The 16349-nt window shown below is 62.4% G+C and carries 19 protein-coding genes; 13 read left to right on the top strand and 6 right to left on the bottom strand.

Annotated features, from left to right (window positions below; translation table 11 throughout):
• Positions 1-111 precede the first annotated feature (111 nt).
• The 3 genes from NKH35_RS01110 to NKH35_RS01120 are packed head-to-tail and all read left to right on the top strand — an operon-like array spanning position 112 to position 2641.
• On the top strand, positions 112-741 hold the full coding sequence (locus NKH35_RS01110) for a DUF1285 domain-containing protein (RefSeq protein WP_023670010.1): 630 nt from the start codon (positions 112-114) through the stop codon (positions 739-741).
• Positions 741-1373: a CoA pyrophosphatase gene (locus NKH35_RS01115; RefSeq protein WP_352913192.1), complete on the top strand. Its 633-nt coding sequence runs from the start codon at positions 741-743 to the stop codon at positions 1371-1373. The genes NKH35_RS01110 and NKH35_RS01115 overlap by 1 nt, the downstream gene beginning before the upstream one ends.
• Positions 1370-2641 carry a CCA tRNA nucleotidyltransferase gene (locus NKH35_RS01120; protein WP_352913127.1) on the top strand — a complete coding sequence of 424 codons (1272 nt, stop codon included), beginning with the start codon at positions 1370-1372 and terminating at the stop codon, positions 2639-2641. Before NKH35_RS01115 ends, NKH35_RS01120 begins: the two co-directional genes overlap by 4 nt.
• Positions 2642-2647: 6 nt before the next feature.
• Here NKH35_RS01120 and NKH35_RS01125 read toward each other — a convergent pair whose 3' ends face one another.
• The 3 genes from NKH35_RS01125 to hemF all read right to left on the bottom strand — a co-directional run bounded on the left by NKH35_RS01125 (position 2648) and on the right by hemF (position 4479).
• On the bottom strand, positions 2648-2833 hold the full coding sequence (locus tag NKH35_RS01125) for a DUF1059 domain-containing protein (RefSeq protein ID WP_023670013.1): 186 nt from the start codon (positions 2831-2833) through the stop codon (positions 2648-2650).
• A 232-nt stretch (positions 2834-3065) separates the two neighbouring features.
• On the bottom strand, positions 3066-3326 hold the full coding sequence (locus NKH35_RS01130) for a DUF1344 domain-containing protein (RefSeq protein WP_352789604.1): 261 nt from the start codon (positions 3324-3326) through the stop codon (positions 3066-3068).
• A gap of 238 nt (positions 3327-3564) precedes the next feature.
• Complete coding sequence (gene hemF / locus NKH35_RS01135; RefSeq protein ID WP_352887034.1) at positions 3565-4479, bottom strand: oxygen-dependent coproporphyrinogen oxidase; 915 nt, start codon at positions 4477-4479, stop codon at positions 3565-3567.
• 273 nt (positions 4480-4752) lie between these two features.
• Between hemF and NKH35_RS01140 the strand changes: the two genes are divergently transcribed.
• Positions 4753-5010, top strand: coding sequence for a hypothetical protein (locus NKH35_RS01140; protein ID WP_023683688.1), 258 nt, complete (start codon positions 4753-4755; stop codon positions 5008-5010).
• On the opposite strand, the gene soxR is transcribed toward NKH35_RS01140, so the two are convergent.
• Positions 5007-5453 (bottom strand): redox-sensitive transcriptional activator SoxR, encoded by a 447-nt coding sequence (gene soxR, locus NKH35_RS01145; protein WP_023683689.1) that lies wholly within the window; start codon positions 5451-5453, stop codon positions 5007-5009. The two genes, NKH35_RS01140 and soxR, sit on opposite strands and share 4 nt — an antisense overlap.
• 144 nt (positions 5454-5597) lie before the next feature.
• On the bottom strand, positions 5598-6056 hold the full coding sequence (locus NKH35_RS01150) for a tRNA (cytidine(34)-2'-O)-methyltransferase (RefSeq protein ID WP_352757715.1): 459 nt from the start codon (positions 6054-6056) through the stop codon (positions 5598-5600).
• A 445-nt stretch (positions 6057-6501) separates the two neighbouring features.
• Between NKH35_RS01150 and NKH35_RS01155 the strand changes: the two genes are divergently transcribed.
• From NKH35_RS01155 to NKH35_RS01175, 5 genes are read left to right on the top strand one after another with little or no spacing between them, the layout of a single operon-like run.
• Positions 6502-6909 carry a hypothetical protein gene (locus NKH35_RS01155; RefSeq protein ID WP_352913129.1) on the top strand — a complete coding sequence of 136 codons (408 nt, stop codon included), beginning with the start codon at positions 6502-6504 and terminating at the stop codon, positions 6907-6909.
• A gap of 27 nt (positions 6910-6936) precedes the next feature.
• Positions 6937-8832, top strand: a complete 1896-nt coding sequence (locus NKH35_RS01160) for an ABC transporter ATP-binding protein (protein ID WP_023724967.1) — start codon at positions 6937-6939, stop codon at positions 8830-8832.
• 10 nt (positions 8833-8842) lie between these two features.
• Positions 8843-10726: an ABC transporter ATP-binding protein gene (locus NKH35_RS01165; protein ID WP_352913130.1), complete on the top strand. Its 1884-nt coding sequence runs from the start codon at positions 8843-8845 to the stop codon at positions 10724-10726.
• A gap of 3 nt (positions 10727-10729) precedes the next feature.
• Positions 10730-11206: a GNAT family N-acetyltransferase gene (locus NKH35_RS01170; RefSeq protein WP_023733361.1), complete on the top strand. Its 477-nt coding sequence runs from the start codon at positions 10730-10732 to the stop codon at positions 11204-11206.
• Between the two features lies 1 nt (position 11207).
• On the top strand, positions 11208-11516 hold the full coding sequence (locus NKH35_RS01175; protein ID WP_023670023.1) for a DUF6665 family protein: 309 nt from the start codon (positions 11208-11210) through the stop codon (positions 11514-11516).
• Between the two features lie 20 nt (positions 11517-11536).
• On the opposite strand, the gene NKH35_RS01180 is transcribed toward NKH35_RS01175, so the two are convergent.
• Positions 11537-11881, bottom strand: coding sequence for a cupin domain-containing protein (locus tag NKH35_RS01180; RefSeq protein WP_023683696.1), 345 nt, complete (start codon positions 11879-11881; stop codon positions 11537-11539).
• Positions 11882-12195: 314 nt separating this feature from the next.
• Between NKH35_RS01180 and petA the strand changes: the two genes are divergently transcribed.
• The 4 genes from petA to NKH35_RS01200 all read left to right on the top strand — a co-directional run bounded on the left by petA (position 12196) and on the right by NKH35_RS01200 (position 16343).
• A complete protein-coding gene (gene petA / locus NKH35_RS01185; RefSeq protein ID WP_023670027.1) occupies positions 12196-12756 on the top strand; it encodes a ubiquinol-cytochrome c reductase iron-sulfur subunit in 561 nt (186 codons plus the stop codon).
• A gap of 16 nt (positions 12757-12772) precedes the next feature.
• On the top strand, positions 12773-14116 hold the full coding sequence (locus NKH35_RS01190; RefSeq protein ID WP_023670028.1) for a cytochrome b: 1344 nt from the start codon (positions 12773-12775) through the stop codon (positions 14114-14116).
• A gap of 23 nt (positions 14117-14139) precedes the next feature.
• On the top strand, positions 14140-15012 hold the full coding sequence (locus NKH35_RS01195) for a cytochrome c1 (protein WP_023670029.1): 873 nt from the start codon (positions 14140-14142) through the stop codon (positions 15010-15012).
• Positions 15013-15197: 185 nt separating this feature from the next.
• Positions 15198-16343, top strand: a complete 1146-nt coding sequence (locus NKH35_RS01200; protein WP_023686136.1) for an alpha-hydroxy acid oxidase — start codon at positions 15198-15200, stop codon at positions 16341-16343.
• Positions 16344-16349 lie beyond the last annotated feature (6 nt).

Genomic DNA, 16349 nt, shown 5'->3' on the forward strand with positions numbered 1-16349 from the left:
CACTGCAGTGTGCCTTAGAATGCCGCGATTCGGCTTCGCCTGGCGCCTACGAATGAATTTAAATCACAGACTTAGGCTGACAAGCGGAACAACAGTGACTATTTCGTGACCATGACGGAACGCTCCGAACATCGCGAACACAGCCTTGCTGCCGCAACCGAGGCGCGCGGTCTCGAAGCGTTGATCTCGCGTGCGGCTCGCGCCGGCAAGGGCGCGGCGCCGGTGGAGCGCTGGAATCCCGACTTCTGCGGCGATCTCGACATGGAGATCAAACAAGACGGAACGTGGTTCTATCTCGGCACGCCGATCGGCCGCATGCCGCTGGTGCAGCTGTTTTCCAGCGTGCTGCGCAAGGACGAGGATGGCAGGACCTATCTGGTGACGCCGGTCGAACGGGTCGGCATCCGCGTCGTGGACGCGCCTTTCATCGCGGTTGAAATGGATGTTTCCGGCGCCGGCGCCGAGCAGACCATCACCTTCCGCACCAATGTCGGCGATGTCGTCGAGGCCGGGCCTGGCCATCCGCTGCGCTTCGTCGACGAGAACGAGACCGGCGGCCTGAAACCCTATGTGCTGGTGCGCGGGCGGCTGGAAGCGCTGGTGGCGCGGCCGGTGATGTACGAACTGGTCGAGCATGGCGAGGAGATCGATATCGGCGGCAAGACGATGTTTGCCGTGCGCTCGAAAGGCGAAATCTATCCGATCATGCCGGCGGAAAAACTGAAGCGGCTGAGCGCATGATGGATCAGGTGAGGCCGCCGCCGTTTTCCACAGCGGATTTTCGCGCGCGGGTCGCGGCGCAAGCTGAAGTCCATGCCGGCGACGATTATGGCGATCATCGCTTCAACCCCGGCCATCCACGGTTGACGCAGCTCAAAGCGCTGCGCGACGCCGCGGTGCTGATCCCGGTCGTCGATCATGGACGCGATGCGACCGTGCTTTTGACCAAGCGGGCGGAAAAACTGCGCAGCCATTCCGGGCAGGTGGCTTTTCCCGGCGGCACCATTGATCCCACCGATGCGACCCCGGAAGCAGCGGCCTTGCGCGAAACCTTCGAGGAGATCGGGCTCGGCCAGGACCGCATTGAGATCATCGGCCGCATGCCCGATTATGTCGCCGGCAGCGGCTATCGCATCGCCCCGGTGCTGGCGGTCGTGCAGCCCGGTTTTACGCTGTCGCTCAATGCCGACGAGGTCGATGCCGCCTTCGAAGTGCCGCTCTCGTTCCTGATGGATCCGGCCAACCACACCAGGGACAGCCGCATGTGGAACGATCTGGAATGGTTCTTCTACGATATGCCCTATGGCGGCCAGCGCATCTGGGGCGTCACCGCCGGCATCATCCGCACCCTCTATGAAAGGCTCTATGCTTGAGTGATCCGGTATCGCTGGCGGGCAGAGCCGACTGGCTGGGTGAAAAGCATCTGCAGCGGCTGCTTGCCGTGCTGGCGCAGGGCGGCGAGGAAGCCCGCATCGCGGGCGGCGCGGTGCGCAATGCGCTGATTGGGCAGCCGGTCGCCGATATCGACGTTGCTACCACTTGCCTGCCCGAGGAAACCGTTCGCCGCGCCGAGGCGGCGGGCTTCAAGGCGGTGCCGACCGGCATCGAGCACGGCACGATCACGGTGATTGCCGGCGGCGCGCCCTATGAGGTCACCACGCTGCGCGCCGACATCGAGACCGATGGCCGCCGCGCCAAAGTGTCGTTCGGCCGCGACTGGAAGGCCGACGCCGAACGGCGCGATTTCACCATCAACGCGCTCTATGCGGAGGCTGACGGGACGGTCGTGGACCTGGTCGGCGGCGTCGGCGATATCGAGGCACGAAGGCTGCGCTTCATTGGCGATGCCGAGCAGCGGATCCGCGAAGACTATCTGCGCATCCTGCGTTTCTTCCGCTTTTTCGCCTGGTATGGCGAGGGTCGGCCCGATGCCGAGGGATTGAAGGCCTGCGCCCGGCTCAAGGACGGTCTCGCCCATCTCTCGGCTCAACGCATCTGGTCCGAGCTGAAGAAGTTGTTATCGGCCCCAGATCCGTCGCGCGCCTTGCTGTGGATGCGCCAGGCCGGCGTGCTCACCAGCGCCCTGCCGGAAAGCGAGAAATGGGGCATCGATGCCATTCATGGGCTGACCAAGACAGAGAAGGATCTGGGCTGGGCGCCGGACCCGCTGCTCAGGCTGGAGGCGATCGTGCCGCCCGATGCGGCGCGGATGAAGACACTGGCCGAGCGGCTGAAACTTTCGACCACTGAGGCGGAGCGCCTGCGCCACTGGGCGCTGACGGCTGCCGTCGAGCCCAAGACAAGCGAAGCGGAACTGGCCAAGAAACTCTATTCCGGCGAGCGCCAGGGTTTTCTCGATCGCCTGCGGCTGTCGCTGGCGTCGGCGCGAGCGCGGGCTCTCGAGGACAATGACGCGCTGGTTCAGGCCGGCGGGTTTTCGCGCCTGCTCGCTTTTGCGCTGAAATGGGAAAAACCGGTGTTCCCAGTCAAGGGCGGCGATCTGACGGCGCTTGGCGCGTCGCCGGGGCCAATACTCGGTGCGATCCTGAAAAACCTGGAAAAGGAATGGATCGGGTCCGGCTTTGCGCTCGATCGCGACGCGCTGCTGGAGCGCGCCGCGGAAGCCTTGAAGGCCAGATAGGACTGCTCAGGCCGCGTCGCGAACTTTCTCGATGCGCGAGCGGATCGCCTCGATCATCGTCTCTCGAATGACCGTTTCGCCATGTGTCTCGCGCATATGGTCGACGGCGCGGCGCATGACCTCGGCTTCCTCACCGGCACGCGTGTGCCACTCACAGCCGGGAACCAGCGAGCCGCAATGGAATTCCTTCATGGGATTTTCTCCTTTCCTCCTTGGAGCATGTGCCTCTCATGGGCACACGAAGCTCCGCCATCTCCTGTTCCGCGCCCTGTCACAGCAGTCGGTTTCGGGGGCGCGCACGGGGGAGCTAGCATAACACGGTTCGACCATTTTAGTTGCCGTGGGTGCGAAAAAGGCGGAGCAGCGCTGCCCCTCCCCCTCTTGTCAGGCTAAGCCAAGGCGAGACCGTTCGGTCTTGTCCCCATCACTTCACGATCTTGACGGACTCGGCAACCTTGTTCTTGCCGCTCATGTCCCAGGAAACGCGGACCTTTTCGCCGGCCTTCAAGCCTGGATCCTTGAAGGTCTGGGGCAGCGTGAAGGTGGATCCATCGTCCAGAACAAGGCTCATGGCCGTGCCATCATAGGTCTTGACCGTACCGGTGGTGTGCTTGACCGCGGCAAAGGCGACCGAACCGGAAGCGAGAAGGGCAGCGGCGGCTGCCGAAACAATGAGCTTTCGCATGTAATACTCCTGGAAATGCGGGCATCCGTTTGGAAAATGCTCCGCCTTGTTCAGGGCCGTCCGGTAGCGTCGTGTCGCGGTTCGGGACTGAACCGCCGGCGCTTCCCGGCCCGAAACGACAAATAGTCATTTTATTTCAATTGCCTATTAGACGAAAAAGATAATGGCGATGCCACATTGGCCGCCCAGATTCGGCGAATGGGACGTCAATGCGGCTCACGTTGCGCTCACCGATAGTTTACGGCCACCTGACCTCCGGCGGCAGGCTGGACAGGATCGAGGCGACATTGCCCCCGGTCTTCAGGCCGAAAATGGTGCCGCGATCGTGAAGCAAGTTGAATTCTACGTAACGGCCGCGGCGAATGAGCTGCTCGTCGCGGTCGTCGTCGGTCCAGTTCTCGTTGAAATGGGCGCGAACCAGGTGGCCGTAGACGACAAGGAAAGAACGCCCGACATCCTGGACGAAGTTCAAATCGGCATTCCAGCCGCCTTTCTCCTCCCCCGAATGCAGCCAGTCGAAAAAGATGCCGCCGACGCCGCGCGGCTCGTGGCGGTGCGGCAGATAGAAATACTCGTCGCACCAGGCCTTGAACTTCGGGTGGTCGGCGACACCGGCATTCTTCTCGCAGGCGAACTGCATGGCGCGGTGGAAGGCGATGGTATCGGGGTCGTCTTCGGTGCGATGGCGATCAAGCACCGGTGTCAGGTCAGCGCCGCCGCCAAACCAGTGGCGCGACGTCACGACCATGCGGGTGTTCATGTGCACGGCCGGCACGTTGGGGTTCCAGGGATGCGCAATCAGCGAAATGCCTGATGCCCAGAAGCTCGGGTCTTCCTCGGCGCCGGGCATCTGCTTCCTGAATTCGGGCGAGAATTCGCCATAGACGGTCGAAGTATGGACGCCGACCTTCTCGAAGACGCGGCCCCGCATCATAGACATGGTGCCGCCGCCGCCCTTTCCATTGTCGCGTTCCCACGGCGTCTTTTCGAAGCGGCCGGGCGACCATTCGGCCAGTGGTCCCTGCAGTTCCTGTTCGATCTGCTCGAAGGTTGTGCAAACGCGCTCACGCAGCGTCTCGAACCAGAGCCTGGCCTTCATCTTCTTCTGTTCGATGTCGGCTGGCAGGCCTGCCGGTATTTCTGGTCGTTCCAAAATGCTGTCTCCGGTCGCAGCCGACAAAGGACCTAGTGGAGTGAATTTGACATTTGCAGACAGCGTGGCGCAGGGCACGACGCAAATGTCAAATTCGAAAACTCTACTAGAAACATAAACTTGCTAGTGGTCCTTGTGATTCCAACATTCGCAACGGCGCTGGGGATTAGGGAGGCGAATGTTGGAATCGGACCACTAGCCTTTTCCGGGCGCGATCCCTAATCTCTTAGGGGCAAGGGTCAAGTGTCATCTGTTCGGCCCAGGAGTTCTTTCATGCGCACGCCGGCAAGACCGCCGCTGCATGGCCTGAAGAAAAGGCTCGATCGTTCACGCGCCGAGCGCGAGCGCATGCCGCGTGACGGGTTTTTGCGGGAGACCTTTGTCTTGCCGCGCCCCGATGCGCGGCTCAAAGCCAAGGAATGGTTCGAACGCTTTCCCAAGCAGGCCTACTGGACCGAGATCGAAAGCTGGTTCGAACGGCCGGGCGATGTCATAGAATTCACGATACGGCGGCTGCCGGCGGCGGATTAGGATCCCACCAGCAGTCGCCTTGCGCCCGGCCCTTGCGCACTCAAGCGATCTTCCCTGTTTCGCAGCGGGCATTTGTCGATCGACATGCAGCCGCAGCCGATGCAGTCGGTCAGGCCGTCGCGCAGCTTCTTTAGCTGAGTGATCTTGCGATCGAGGTCGTCGCGCCAGCCGGTCGACAACAGGTTCCAGTCCTCGCGCGTCGGGGTGCGGCCTTCTGGCAGCGATTCAAGTGCGGCGCCGATCTCGGCCAGCGAGATGCCGACCTCCTGGGCGATCCGGATGATCGCCACCCGCCGCAGCACGTCGCGGCCATAGCGCCGCTGGTTGCCCGACGTGCGGTGGCTGCGGATCAGCCCGCGCGCCTCGTAGAAATGCAGCGCCGACACCGCCACGCCGCTGCGCATCGCCACCTGGCCGACCGTCAATTCCTTTACCGGAGCCATCTCGATTTTCCGCTTGACCTCAACTTAAGTTGAGCTTGTAGCCAGGAAACGTCGATAGGGCAATTGAGGAGAAGGCGATGTGCCTGGGTGAGAATGATGCAAGACGCAACGGCCGTTGGCGATGACGACAACGCGCTGAAGGGTCTAGCCGAGCTGCCGGATGGCTTCACCGGCGACCATGGCGACCGACAGCGCGACGTTGATGCTGCGCGTGCCCGGCTGCATCGGGATGGTCAGCCGCGCATCCGCCGCCTGATGGACAGGATCCGGCACGCCGGCGGATTCGCGGCCGAACAGCAGGATGTCGCGTTGGGCGAAGCTGAAGCCTGTATAGGGGGCCGCGGCTTTGGTGGTGAGCAGCACCAGCCGGCAGGCTTCGCCCTTGCGCCAATCCTCGAAGGCGTTCCAGTCGACATGCCGGGTCAGGGCAGCCATTTCGAGGTAGTCCATCCCGGCGCGCTTAAGCGCTTTGTCGGAGAGCGGAAAGCCGGCTGGTTCGATGATGTCGACGCCAAGGCCGAGGCAGGCGGCGAAGCGCAGGATTGTTCCGGTGTTGCCGGCGATGTCAGGCTGGTAGAGGGCGATGCGCAGACGGTGGTTCATTTCCGCGTCTTTCTAATAAGTGGCAGATCGGCCACAGCGGGTGGCTGGTTTTGGAAATTGCTGGACCTGCGGGTGGCCATTTTCTGCGAAGTCGATTATACCGCACGCATTGTCAACCCGAACCGATGGAGGGGTATTTCATGATGACCATGCACATCCAGCGCCCCTCCCGTGGGCTTACCTGCCCGCCGGCGGTTTCGGTACGACGATTTACCTGATTTCTTAGATCTGATCGCACCGATTCCCGCCGAACCCAATTTTCGGCTCTCGAAGGAATCCTGCGATGTTTTTCAAACCGTTAAAGGGGCCAAGCGCCCCAGCTGAGCATGTCGCGACCGAGGCCTATCGTCGTGTCCCGACGGATGCAATCCGTGCCTCCGGCCGAAGGCCGGCGCACGACATTGCTTCGCCTTTTTATGTCTATTTTCACACGGAGGACGGACCGATGTTCGATCCCTATAAGATACCGGGTTCAAGAAGCCTGCACGAACGCAAGACGGCGACCTGGGCGTTGCCGGTCGGCGAGACGTATTCGTCGGCGGTTCACGCCCAGACGCGCCGGCGTCCGCATCGCGGCATGTTGCCGGATGTCGATTTCTCGCGTGCGGTTCCCGACCACAGCCGGCCGTCGCTGGTGCGCCGGATCATCCGGCTGATCCGGCCGGGCGCGAAAAACCGGACTGGCGGCGGCGTGCCGTCAGCTCAGTCGAAGGCTTCTGTCGGTGAAAAGCCCGCAAGTCCCTATATTGCGCGAAGCAGGACCGATGGCCCGGGTGATTCCGGGCCGTCGGTCCCCGCCGACGTACGGTCTGGGGACGCGGAGCGCCCCGGGGATTTTTCCCGCGCCGCATGAGCGGACAAAAGTTTTGTGAGCATCACTATGTTTAGCTGGTTTGAAAGAAGGCTCGATCCGTTCCCCGCAGCGGAACCGGTCGAGCCGCCGAAGACGCTGGTTGCCTTCTGCGTGCATTATACGCGCGGCGCCTGGCCATACATCATCCTCGACGCGGTGCTGGTGACGGCGATTGCCATCGCGGAAGTGTGGATGTTCGGCTTCATGGGCCACATCGTCGACTGGCTGTCCGGGCAGAACCGCGAAACCTTCCTGCAGACCGAGAGCTGGAAGCTCGCCGGCATGGCCTTCGTCGTGCTGTTCGCGCTGCCAGGTACAGTATGGCTGCATTCTTTGCTCAACCAGCAGACGCTGATGGGTAACTACCCCATGCGCATCCGATGGCAGGTGCATCGTTATCTCTTGAAGCAGTCGATGAGCTTCTACCAGGACGAATTCGCCGGCCGCATCGCCACCAAGCTGATGCAGACGGCACTCGCCGTGCGCGAATGCGTCATCAAGGTGATCGAGGTGCTCAATTACGTAATCGTCTATTTCCTCGGCATGCTGTTCATCGTCGGCTCGGCCGACTTGCGGCTGGCGGCACCTCTCGGCGTCTGGCTGCTCGGCTATATCGGGTTGTTGCGCTATATCATCCCGAAGCTGGGCAAGGTCGGGGAGGCGCAGGCCAATGCGCGCTCGACAATGACCGGCCGCGTCGTTGACAGCTACACCAACATCCAGACGGTCAAGTTGTTTTCCCATGCACGGCGCGAAGCAACGTTCGCCAAAGAAGGCATGGCAGGCTTCCTCGACACGGTCTACCGGTCGATGCGGCTGGTGACGGTGCTTTACGGCCTGCTCTATATCCTCAACGCGCTGCTCCTGTTTTCGGTGACGGCGACGGCGCTGTGGCTGTGGCTCGGCCAGGCGGTGACGATCGGCGCCGTCGCCGTGGTCATCGGCCTCGTGCTCCGTATGTGGGGCATGTCGCAGTGGATCATGTGGGAAATGTCGAGCCTGTTCGAAAACATCGGCACGGTGCAAGACGGCATCGCCTCGATCTCGCTGCCGCGCCTGGTCGAAGACCGGCCGGGGGCGAAGGACATTGCCGTCACCAAGGGCGAGATCCGCTTCGACGACATTCGTTTCCACTATGGCAAGCAGAAGGGCGTCATCGAGAACCTGTCGCTGACGGTGAAGCCCGGCGAGAAAGTCGGCATTGTCGGGCGCTCGGGCGCGGGCAAGTCGACGCTGGTCAATCTCCTGTTGCGGTTCTACGACCTCGAGAACGGCCGGATCCTGATCGACGGCCAGGAGATCGCTTCGGTGACGCAGGATTCGCTGCGCGCGCAGATCGGCATGGTGACGCAGGACACTTCGCTGCTGCATCGTTCCGTGCGCGACAACATTCTTTACGGGCGGCCCGATGCGACGGAGGAAATGCTTGTCGAGGCAGCCGGGCGGGCCGAGGCGCTGGAGTTTATCGGCAGGCTTTCGGATCACACCGGACGTAAAGGGCTCGACGCTCATGTCGGCGACCGCGGCGTCAAATTGTCCGGCGGCCAGCGGCAACGCATCGCCATTGCTCGCGTTATGTTGAAGGACGCACCGATACTTATCCTTGACGAAGCGACGTCGGCGCTGGATTCCGAAGCCGAGGCCGCCATCCAGGAGAATCTCTACAAGCTCATGCAAGGCAAGACCGTCATCGCCATTGCGCACCGGCTGTCGACCATTGCGGCGATGGACAGGCTCGTCGTCCTCGACAAGGGCCGTGTCATCGAGGAGGGGTCGCACGAGGAACTCGTCGCCAGCGGCGGGCTCTACGCGCAGCTCTGGCAGCGCCAGTCGGGCGGGTTCCTGCTCGATGACGGTCCGGTCGATGCCGCCAATGACGCTGTTGCCAACGACATCGGCGTGAAGGGTGAAGCCGCAGAGTGATGACGTCAGCATGATGACAGCCGTCTATCGCTGGTTCGAGGACTGGGTCTATCCGTTCAGGGAGCCGGCGGACCTTCGGCCACCGCCAAGCGTCGGCGGCTTCCTCTGGCACTATGTCGGCCAGGCGAAGTTCGCCTTCTTCGCCATGCTGGTCATCGGCGGCATCGCGCCGCTGATCGAGGCCGGGCTGTTCTACTTCGTCGGGCGGCTGGTCGATATTCTCGACCAGCTTCCTGGCGAGCGCAGCTGGAATGCGCTGTGGACCGCCGCCGGTCCTGAACTGGTGTTCATGATCGTCGTGGTGGCGGTCATCCGCACAGTCGTCGTCGGCCTGTCGGCGCTGGTCAACGAACAGACGATCACGCCGGGCTTCTACAATCTGGTGCGCTGGCAGGCGCACCGGCACGTATCGCGCCAGTCCTACACTTTCTTCCAGAACGATTTCGCCGGCCGTATCGCGACAAAAGTCTGGCAGGCGGGGCAGGCGACCGGCGACCTGATGGAGAGCTTCATCGAGGTCATCTGGTTCATGCTCATCTATACGGTGACGACCTTGGCGCTGGTCGCAGGGCTGGATCTGCGCCTGGCCGTGCTGGTGGTGATCTGGATCCTCGCGTTCGCCTGGCTGGCCAAGCTCTATCTGCCCTCGATCCGCAGGCATGCCGAGGCCACGGCTGAAGCTGGCTCGATGATCAATGGGCGCATCATCGATTCCTATTCCAACGTGCAGACGCTGAAGCTGTTCTCGGCCGACGGCGACGACCGCTACATCAAGAACGGCTTCGACATCTATCTCGATGCACTACGGCCCTTCACCCGCCGGCTGACCGGCGTGCGCATGGCGCTGACGACGCTGTCGGGCATCATGATCACCGCGATTGGCTGCTTTGCCGTCTATCTCTGGGTCGAAGGGTCGATCACCGTCGGCGCCGTCGCGTTCACGCTGTCGCTGGTCTTGCGGCTCAACATGCTGCTCGGGCGCGTGATGATGCAGCTCAACGGCATATTGCGAAATCTCGGCGTCCTGGAAAACTCCAAGGCGCTGATCTCGCAGCCGCTTGGCCTTGTCGATGCGCCGGATGCGAAAGAGCTTGTCGTCGCCGGCGGCCGCATCGAGGTGAAGAATGTCGAGTTCCACTACGGCAAGGGTTTTGGCGTGCTGAATGGCATCGACCTTGTGGTCAAGCCTGGCGAGAAGGTCGGGCTGGTCGGGCCGTCCGGTGCGGGCAAGACGACGCTCGCCAACCTCATCTTGCGCCTCTACGACCTCGAGAGCGGGAAAATCCTGGTCGACGGGCAAGACGTCGCCGAGGTGACGCAGAACTCGCTGCGCGCCAATATCGGCGTGGTCAGCCAGGACACGGCGCTGTTCCACCGCTCGCTACGCGACAACATCAAGCTCGGCATGCCGGATGCAACTGACGCCGAGGTGATCGCGGCGGCGAAGAAGGCCGAGGCGCACGAGTTCATATTGGGCCTGCGCGACAACCGGGACCGTACCGGCTACGAGGCTTTTGTCGGCGAGCGCGGCGTGAAACTGTCGGGCGGCCAGCGCCAGCGCGTCGCGATCGCCCGCGTCTTCCTCAAGGATGCGCCGATCCTGATCCTCGACGAGGCGACCTCGGCGCTCGATTCCGACATCGAGGCGGCGATCCAGGAGAATCTGGCCAGGCTGATGGAGAACAAGACGGTCATCGCCATAGCGCACCGGCTGTCGACCATCGCCGCGCTCGACCGTCTTGTGGTGCTGGACGGAGGCCGCATCGTCGAACAGGGCACGCATGACGAGCTGGTGGCGCTCGACGGGCTCTATGCGCGGCTGTGGAAGCGGCAGTCCGGCGGCTTCCTCTACCACGAGGAAAGCGTGCTGGAAGAGACACGGCCGGCGGAGTAGGGCATGGCAGCGTCGCCTGATATCGGCTACGTCCTCAAGCGGCTGCGGCCAACCGCGCCGGCCTTCGATGCGCTGAAGGAGGAGAGCCGGCTGGAAGGCTACTGGATGCTGGTGCGGCTGGCGGATGGCTGGGCGGGCGGCCGCAACAAGTTCCTGAAACGAGGCGAGGCGCTGTTTGGTGCATGGCATGGCCGAGAACTCGCTGGTGTGTGCGGGTTGAACATCGATCCTTATTTCGAAGGCAGGGACCACGGCCGGGTCAGGCACCTGTTCGTCAGCGCGCGTCATCGCCGCAGCGGCATTGGCCGCATGCTGGTCGAGACCGTCATTGACAGGGCACGTCAGCATTTTGCCGTGCTGAACACCCGCGCGCCACAAGAAGCCTTTGGGTTCTATGAACGGCTTGGTTTCCAGCCGGTGGTGAGCGAAGAATTCGTCACGCACCGCATGATGCTCTCTCAAGACATAAAAGGAGGCTGAGATGTCACTGCGTCCGCCATCCCTAGGCGCCTCGGCTGCCGAAGCCGCGTTCGACGCCCTCGGCCATGAGATATTGGCTGAAAAGGCCGCAGCGCTCGGCCGTGCCGGCCAACGGGTCGAGGAAACGCTGGCCAAGCTCCGTCAGAACAACGGCGACGAGGAGCAGCGACCGCGGCTGCTCAAGGAGGCTGCCGCGGCGGTGCACGCCTATTTCATCCAGCGTGAACTCTGCGGCCTGCGCCGGCATGAGTCGGCCATCCGCGAATACGATATCCCAAGGGCCGTGCTGGTCAGGCTCGGTGCAAGCTAGAGGTCACCAGCCGGCAACAATCATTCCAGCCATTCGGTGATGAAGCTGCCGTTTTCGTGGATGTCGGTCGTTTCGAGCGGGCCTGGGCCAAGATTGGTGAATTTGTGCGGCGTATCGGGCGGCACGATCAGGATCTGGCCGGCCGTGGCCTCTATCTGCTGGTCGCCGATCGTGAACAGGCCGGTGCCTTGCCGGATGATGAAGATTTCACAATAGGGATGCGTGTGCAGGCGCGGGCCGCCGCCAATCTCTTCCTGATAGTTGAAAATCAGGCAGGAGTTGGAGTCGTAGGCGCCGCATTGCAGTTCGCCCTGCCAGCGGCCGGGCGTCCTGGTCCAGGTCTCGCGGTCGATAATATGTGCCATGCCGGCGAAACTAGATCACGGCAACCTATCCTGTCGAGACAGGCGGGGAGCCTCGGATTTGCTGATATTTCCCTGTTGTTTAGCCGCCTTTGCCGACCTTTGGGCATCTGGCCAACTGACGCGCTGTTCTGTCCCCGCGACAATCTGCCCTTGTGGCTTCAGCCCGCTGGACAAAAACGGGCTTCACGCATAAACCGAAATCCAAATGCCGGAGGAATTCGCTAGCTTGTTCGCCATGCGCTGTCGGGCCGGCGCGATGGAGCGGGGACAAAGCTCGGCCGCCGGCTCGGAAGAGGCGAAAGGATCAGGCACCCGTGAGCGCAACCGACACCCAGGATCCCAACCGTCGTGATTTTCTCTACGTCGCCACCGGCATGGCCGCAGTCGTTGGCGCAGGCGCCGTTGCCTGGCCGTTCATCGACCAGATGCGCCCCGATGCCTCGACGCTGGCGCTCGCCTCGGTTGAGGTTGATGTCGCCTCGCTGACGCCTGGCATGTCGCTGATTGTCAAATGGCGCGGCAAGCCGGTCGTGGTGCGCAACCGCACCGAGCAGGAGATGAAGGACGGCGAGGCCGTGAACCTTGCCGACCTCAAGGATCCTATTGCCCGCAACGCCAATCTGCCCGCCGATGCGCCGGCGACCGACGCCAACCGCACCACGCCCGGCAAGGAAGCCTGGATGGTGATGGTGCAGGTTTGCACGCATCTGGGGTGCATTCCGCTTGGCCAGGAAGGCGATTTCGGCGGCTGGTTCTGCCCGTGCCACGGTTCGGTGTACGATACCGCCGGCCGCATCCGCAAAGGCCCGGCGCCGGAAAATATGGCCGTGCCGGTATTCAAGTTCATTTCCGATACCAAAATCCTTATCGGTTGAGGCAGGGGATAATTCGATGAGCGAGGGACACTCGACCTATACGCCCAAGACCGGTATCGAACGCTGGTTCGACGCCCGCATGCCGCTGCCGCGCATGGTCTATGACAGCTTCATCGCCTATCCGGTGCCGCGCAACCTTAACTATGCGTGGACCTTCGGCGGCATCCTCACGATCATGCTGGTGGCGCAGATCCTGACCGGTATCGTGCTGGCCATGCACTATACCGCCGACACCAATCTCGCCTTCAATTCGGTCGAGAAGATCATGCGCGACGTCAATTCGGGCTGGCTGTTGCGCTACATGCATTCCAACGGCGCCTCGTTCTTCTTCGTCGCCGTCTACATCCACATCTTCCGCGGGCTTTATTACGGCTCCTACAAGGCGCCGCGCGAGCTGCTGTGGATCCTCGGCTGCATCATCTATCTGCTGATGATGGCGACCGGCTTCATGGGCTATGTGCTGCCCTGGGGTCAGATGAGCTTCTGGGGTGCCACCGTCATCACCGGCTTCTTCAGCGCCATTCCGCTGGTCGGCAACTGGATCCAGGAACTGCTGCTCGGCGGTTTCGCCGTCGACAACCCGACGCTCAACCGCTTCTTTGCGCTGCATTACCTGCTGCCGTTCATGATCGCCGGCGTCGTCGTGCTGCACGTCTGGGCGCTGCACGTGGTCGGCCAGTCGAACCCGACCGGCATCGAGGTGAAATCGAAGACCGACACCGTTGCCTTTACGCCCTATGCGACCATCAAGGATGCATTCGGCATGATCGTGTTCCTGTTCTTCTTCGCCTATTTCGTCTTCTACCTGCCGAACTTTCTCGGTCATCCGGACAATTACACGATCGCCAACCCGCTGAAGACGCCGGCCCACATCGTGCCGGAATGGTACTTCCTGCCGTTCTACGCGATCCTGCGCGCGATCACCTTCAACATCGGGCCGATCAACTCCAAGCTCGGCGGCGTGCTGTGCATGTTCGGCGCCATCGTCATGCTGTTCCTGGTGCCTTGGCTCGACACCTCCAAGGTGCGCTCGGCGGTCTACCGCCCCTGGTACAAGCTGTTCTTCTGGCTGTTCGTCGCCGACGCTGTCCTGCTTGGCTGGCTTGGCTCGCAGCCGGCGGAAGGCGGCGGTCTGTTGACCCTCCTGATAGGTGAGGTCTCGGGCAACTACGTTGGCTACGCTCAAGCGGCGACACTGTTCTACTTCGCGTTCTTCCTCGTCATCCTGCCGGTGCTTGGCCTGATCGAGACGCCACGCAGACTGCCGAATTCGATCACCGAGGCGGTGCTGGAGAAGAACAAGGGTGCCGGAGGAGGACATCCGGCCGGTGCGACCGCCGCGCCGGAAACCAAAGGCTGAGTGAGAATCTAAGGGGATTTGGCATGAAAAAGATTCTCACCTCGCTCGCCCTGCTAGGCGTGTTTGCCGCTGGCATCGGAGCCGTCGGCAGTGTGGCGATCGCCGCTGAAGAGGCGCACAACGCGGCGGCACCGACGCATTTCCCGATCCACGAGCCGAAGGAGATGGACTGGACTTTTGCCGGTCCGTTCGGCACCTACGACAAGGCGCAGCTGCAGCGTGGCCTGAAGGTCTACAAGGAAGTCTGCTCGGCCTGCCACTCGATGAATTTGGTGGCGTTCCGCACGCTGGAGGACCTCGGCTATTCGGAAGCGCAGATCAAGTCGCTGTCGGCCGAGTACACCATCCATGATGGACCCAACGATGCCGGCGACATGTTCGACCGGCCGGGCAAGCCGTCAGACCATTTCCCGGCGCCGTTCGCCAATGAGGAGGCGGCTGCCGCTTCCAACGGCGGCGCTGCCCCACCGGATATGTCGCTGCTGGCCAAGGCGCGCGGCGTCGAGCGCGGCTTCCCGCGCTTCGTCTTCGACATCTTCACGCAATATGCGCAGGGCGGCCCGGACTACATCCATTCGCTGCTGACCGGCTACGACGAGACGCCACCTGCCGGCATGGTGATCCCCGAAGGCACCCACTACAATCCATACTTCATGTCCGGCGTGTCGCTGAAGATGCCCAAGCCGCTCTCCGACGGCCAGGTCACCTATGATGACGGTTCGCCGCAGACGATCGACCAGTATTCGCGCGACGTCTCGGCGTTCCTGATGTGGGCGGCCGAGCCGCATATGGAAGACCGCAAGAAGACCGGCTTCCGCGTGCTGGTGTTTCTGCTTCTGTTCGGGGCGCTGATGTATCTGACCAAGCGCAAGGTATGGGAAGGCGTGGCGCACTAAGCCGCATCTTATTCCTCGGAAATGGAAAGGGCGTCTTCGGACGCCCTTTTTGCTTGCCAAACCGGACATGGTTCGCATCTTGGCGCAGCAGCCGTCCAGTAAGAAGTCCGTTGGCACGGCGCCATGCGATTGGTATTGCACGCGCGCCCGGCGGATAGCCGGCTAGAGGGGCATTTGGATCGATGATGCGGCTACGCGACTGTCACAACTTTTCCGATTTCCGGCGCATGGCCCAGCAGCGGTTGCCGGGCCCAATCTTCAACTACATCGATGGCGCGGCCGACGACGAGGTCACCTATCGCCGCAACACCGAGAGTTTCGAGCGCTGCGACCTCGTTCCCAACGTGCTGCGCGGGGTAAGCGAGATCGACATGTCGGTGACGGTGATGGGCCAGAAGCTGGCCATGCCCGTCTATTGCTCGCCGACCGCCTTGCAGCGGCTGTTCCATCATCAAGGCGAGCGCGCGGTGGCCAAGGCTTCGGCCAAATTCGGCACGATGTTTGGCGTGTCCTCGCTCGGCACCGTCAGTCTTGAGGAAGCGCGCAAGATCAGCAGCAGCCCGCAGGTCTACCAGTTCTATTTCCACCGGGATCGCGGCCTCAACCGGGCGATGATGCAGCGGGCGAAAGCGGTTGGAGTCGAAGTGATGATGCTGACCGTCGACAGCATCACCGGAGGCAACCGCGAGCGCGACAAGCGCACCGGCTTTGCCATCCCCTTCAAGCTCAACCTTGCCGGCATGCTGCAGTTCGCGCTGAAGCCGGGCTGGGCGATCAACTATTTCACCCATGAGGGATTCAAGCTGCCGCAGCTCGACGAGCATGTCGACATGGGCGGCGGCACGATGTCGATCAGCCGCTACTTCACCGAGATGCTCGATCCGTCGATGACCTGGGACGATGTTGCCGAGATGGTCAGACTGTGGGGAGGTCCGTTCTGCCTCAAGGGCGTCATGTCGGTGGAGGATGCCAAGCGCGCCGTCGAGATCGGCTGCAGCGGCATTGTGCTGTCCAACCACGGCGGCCGGCAGCTGGACGGCTCGCGGGCGGCGTTCGACCAGCTGGCCGAGATCGTAGATGCCGTCGGCGACAGAATAGACATCATCATGGATGGCGGCGTGCAGCGCGGCACCCATGTGCTGAAGGCGCTGTCGCTCGGCGCCAAGGCTGTTGGCGTCGGCCGCTATTATCTGTTCCCCCTGGCGGCGGCCGGACAGCCGGGCGTCGAGCGGGCGCTGGAGCAGATGCGGATCGAGATCGAGCGCGGCATGAAGCTGATGGGCTGCAGTTCGATCGAACAATTGTCGCGCAACAACCTCCGTTTCAGGTAATCTCGA

Source organism: Mesorhizobium sp. M1143, from assembly GCF_040318435.1.
Classification (GTDB): Bacteria; Pseudomonadota; Alphaproteobacteria; order Rhizobiales; family Rhizobiaceae; genus Mesorhizobium.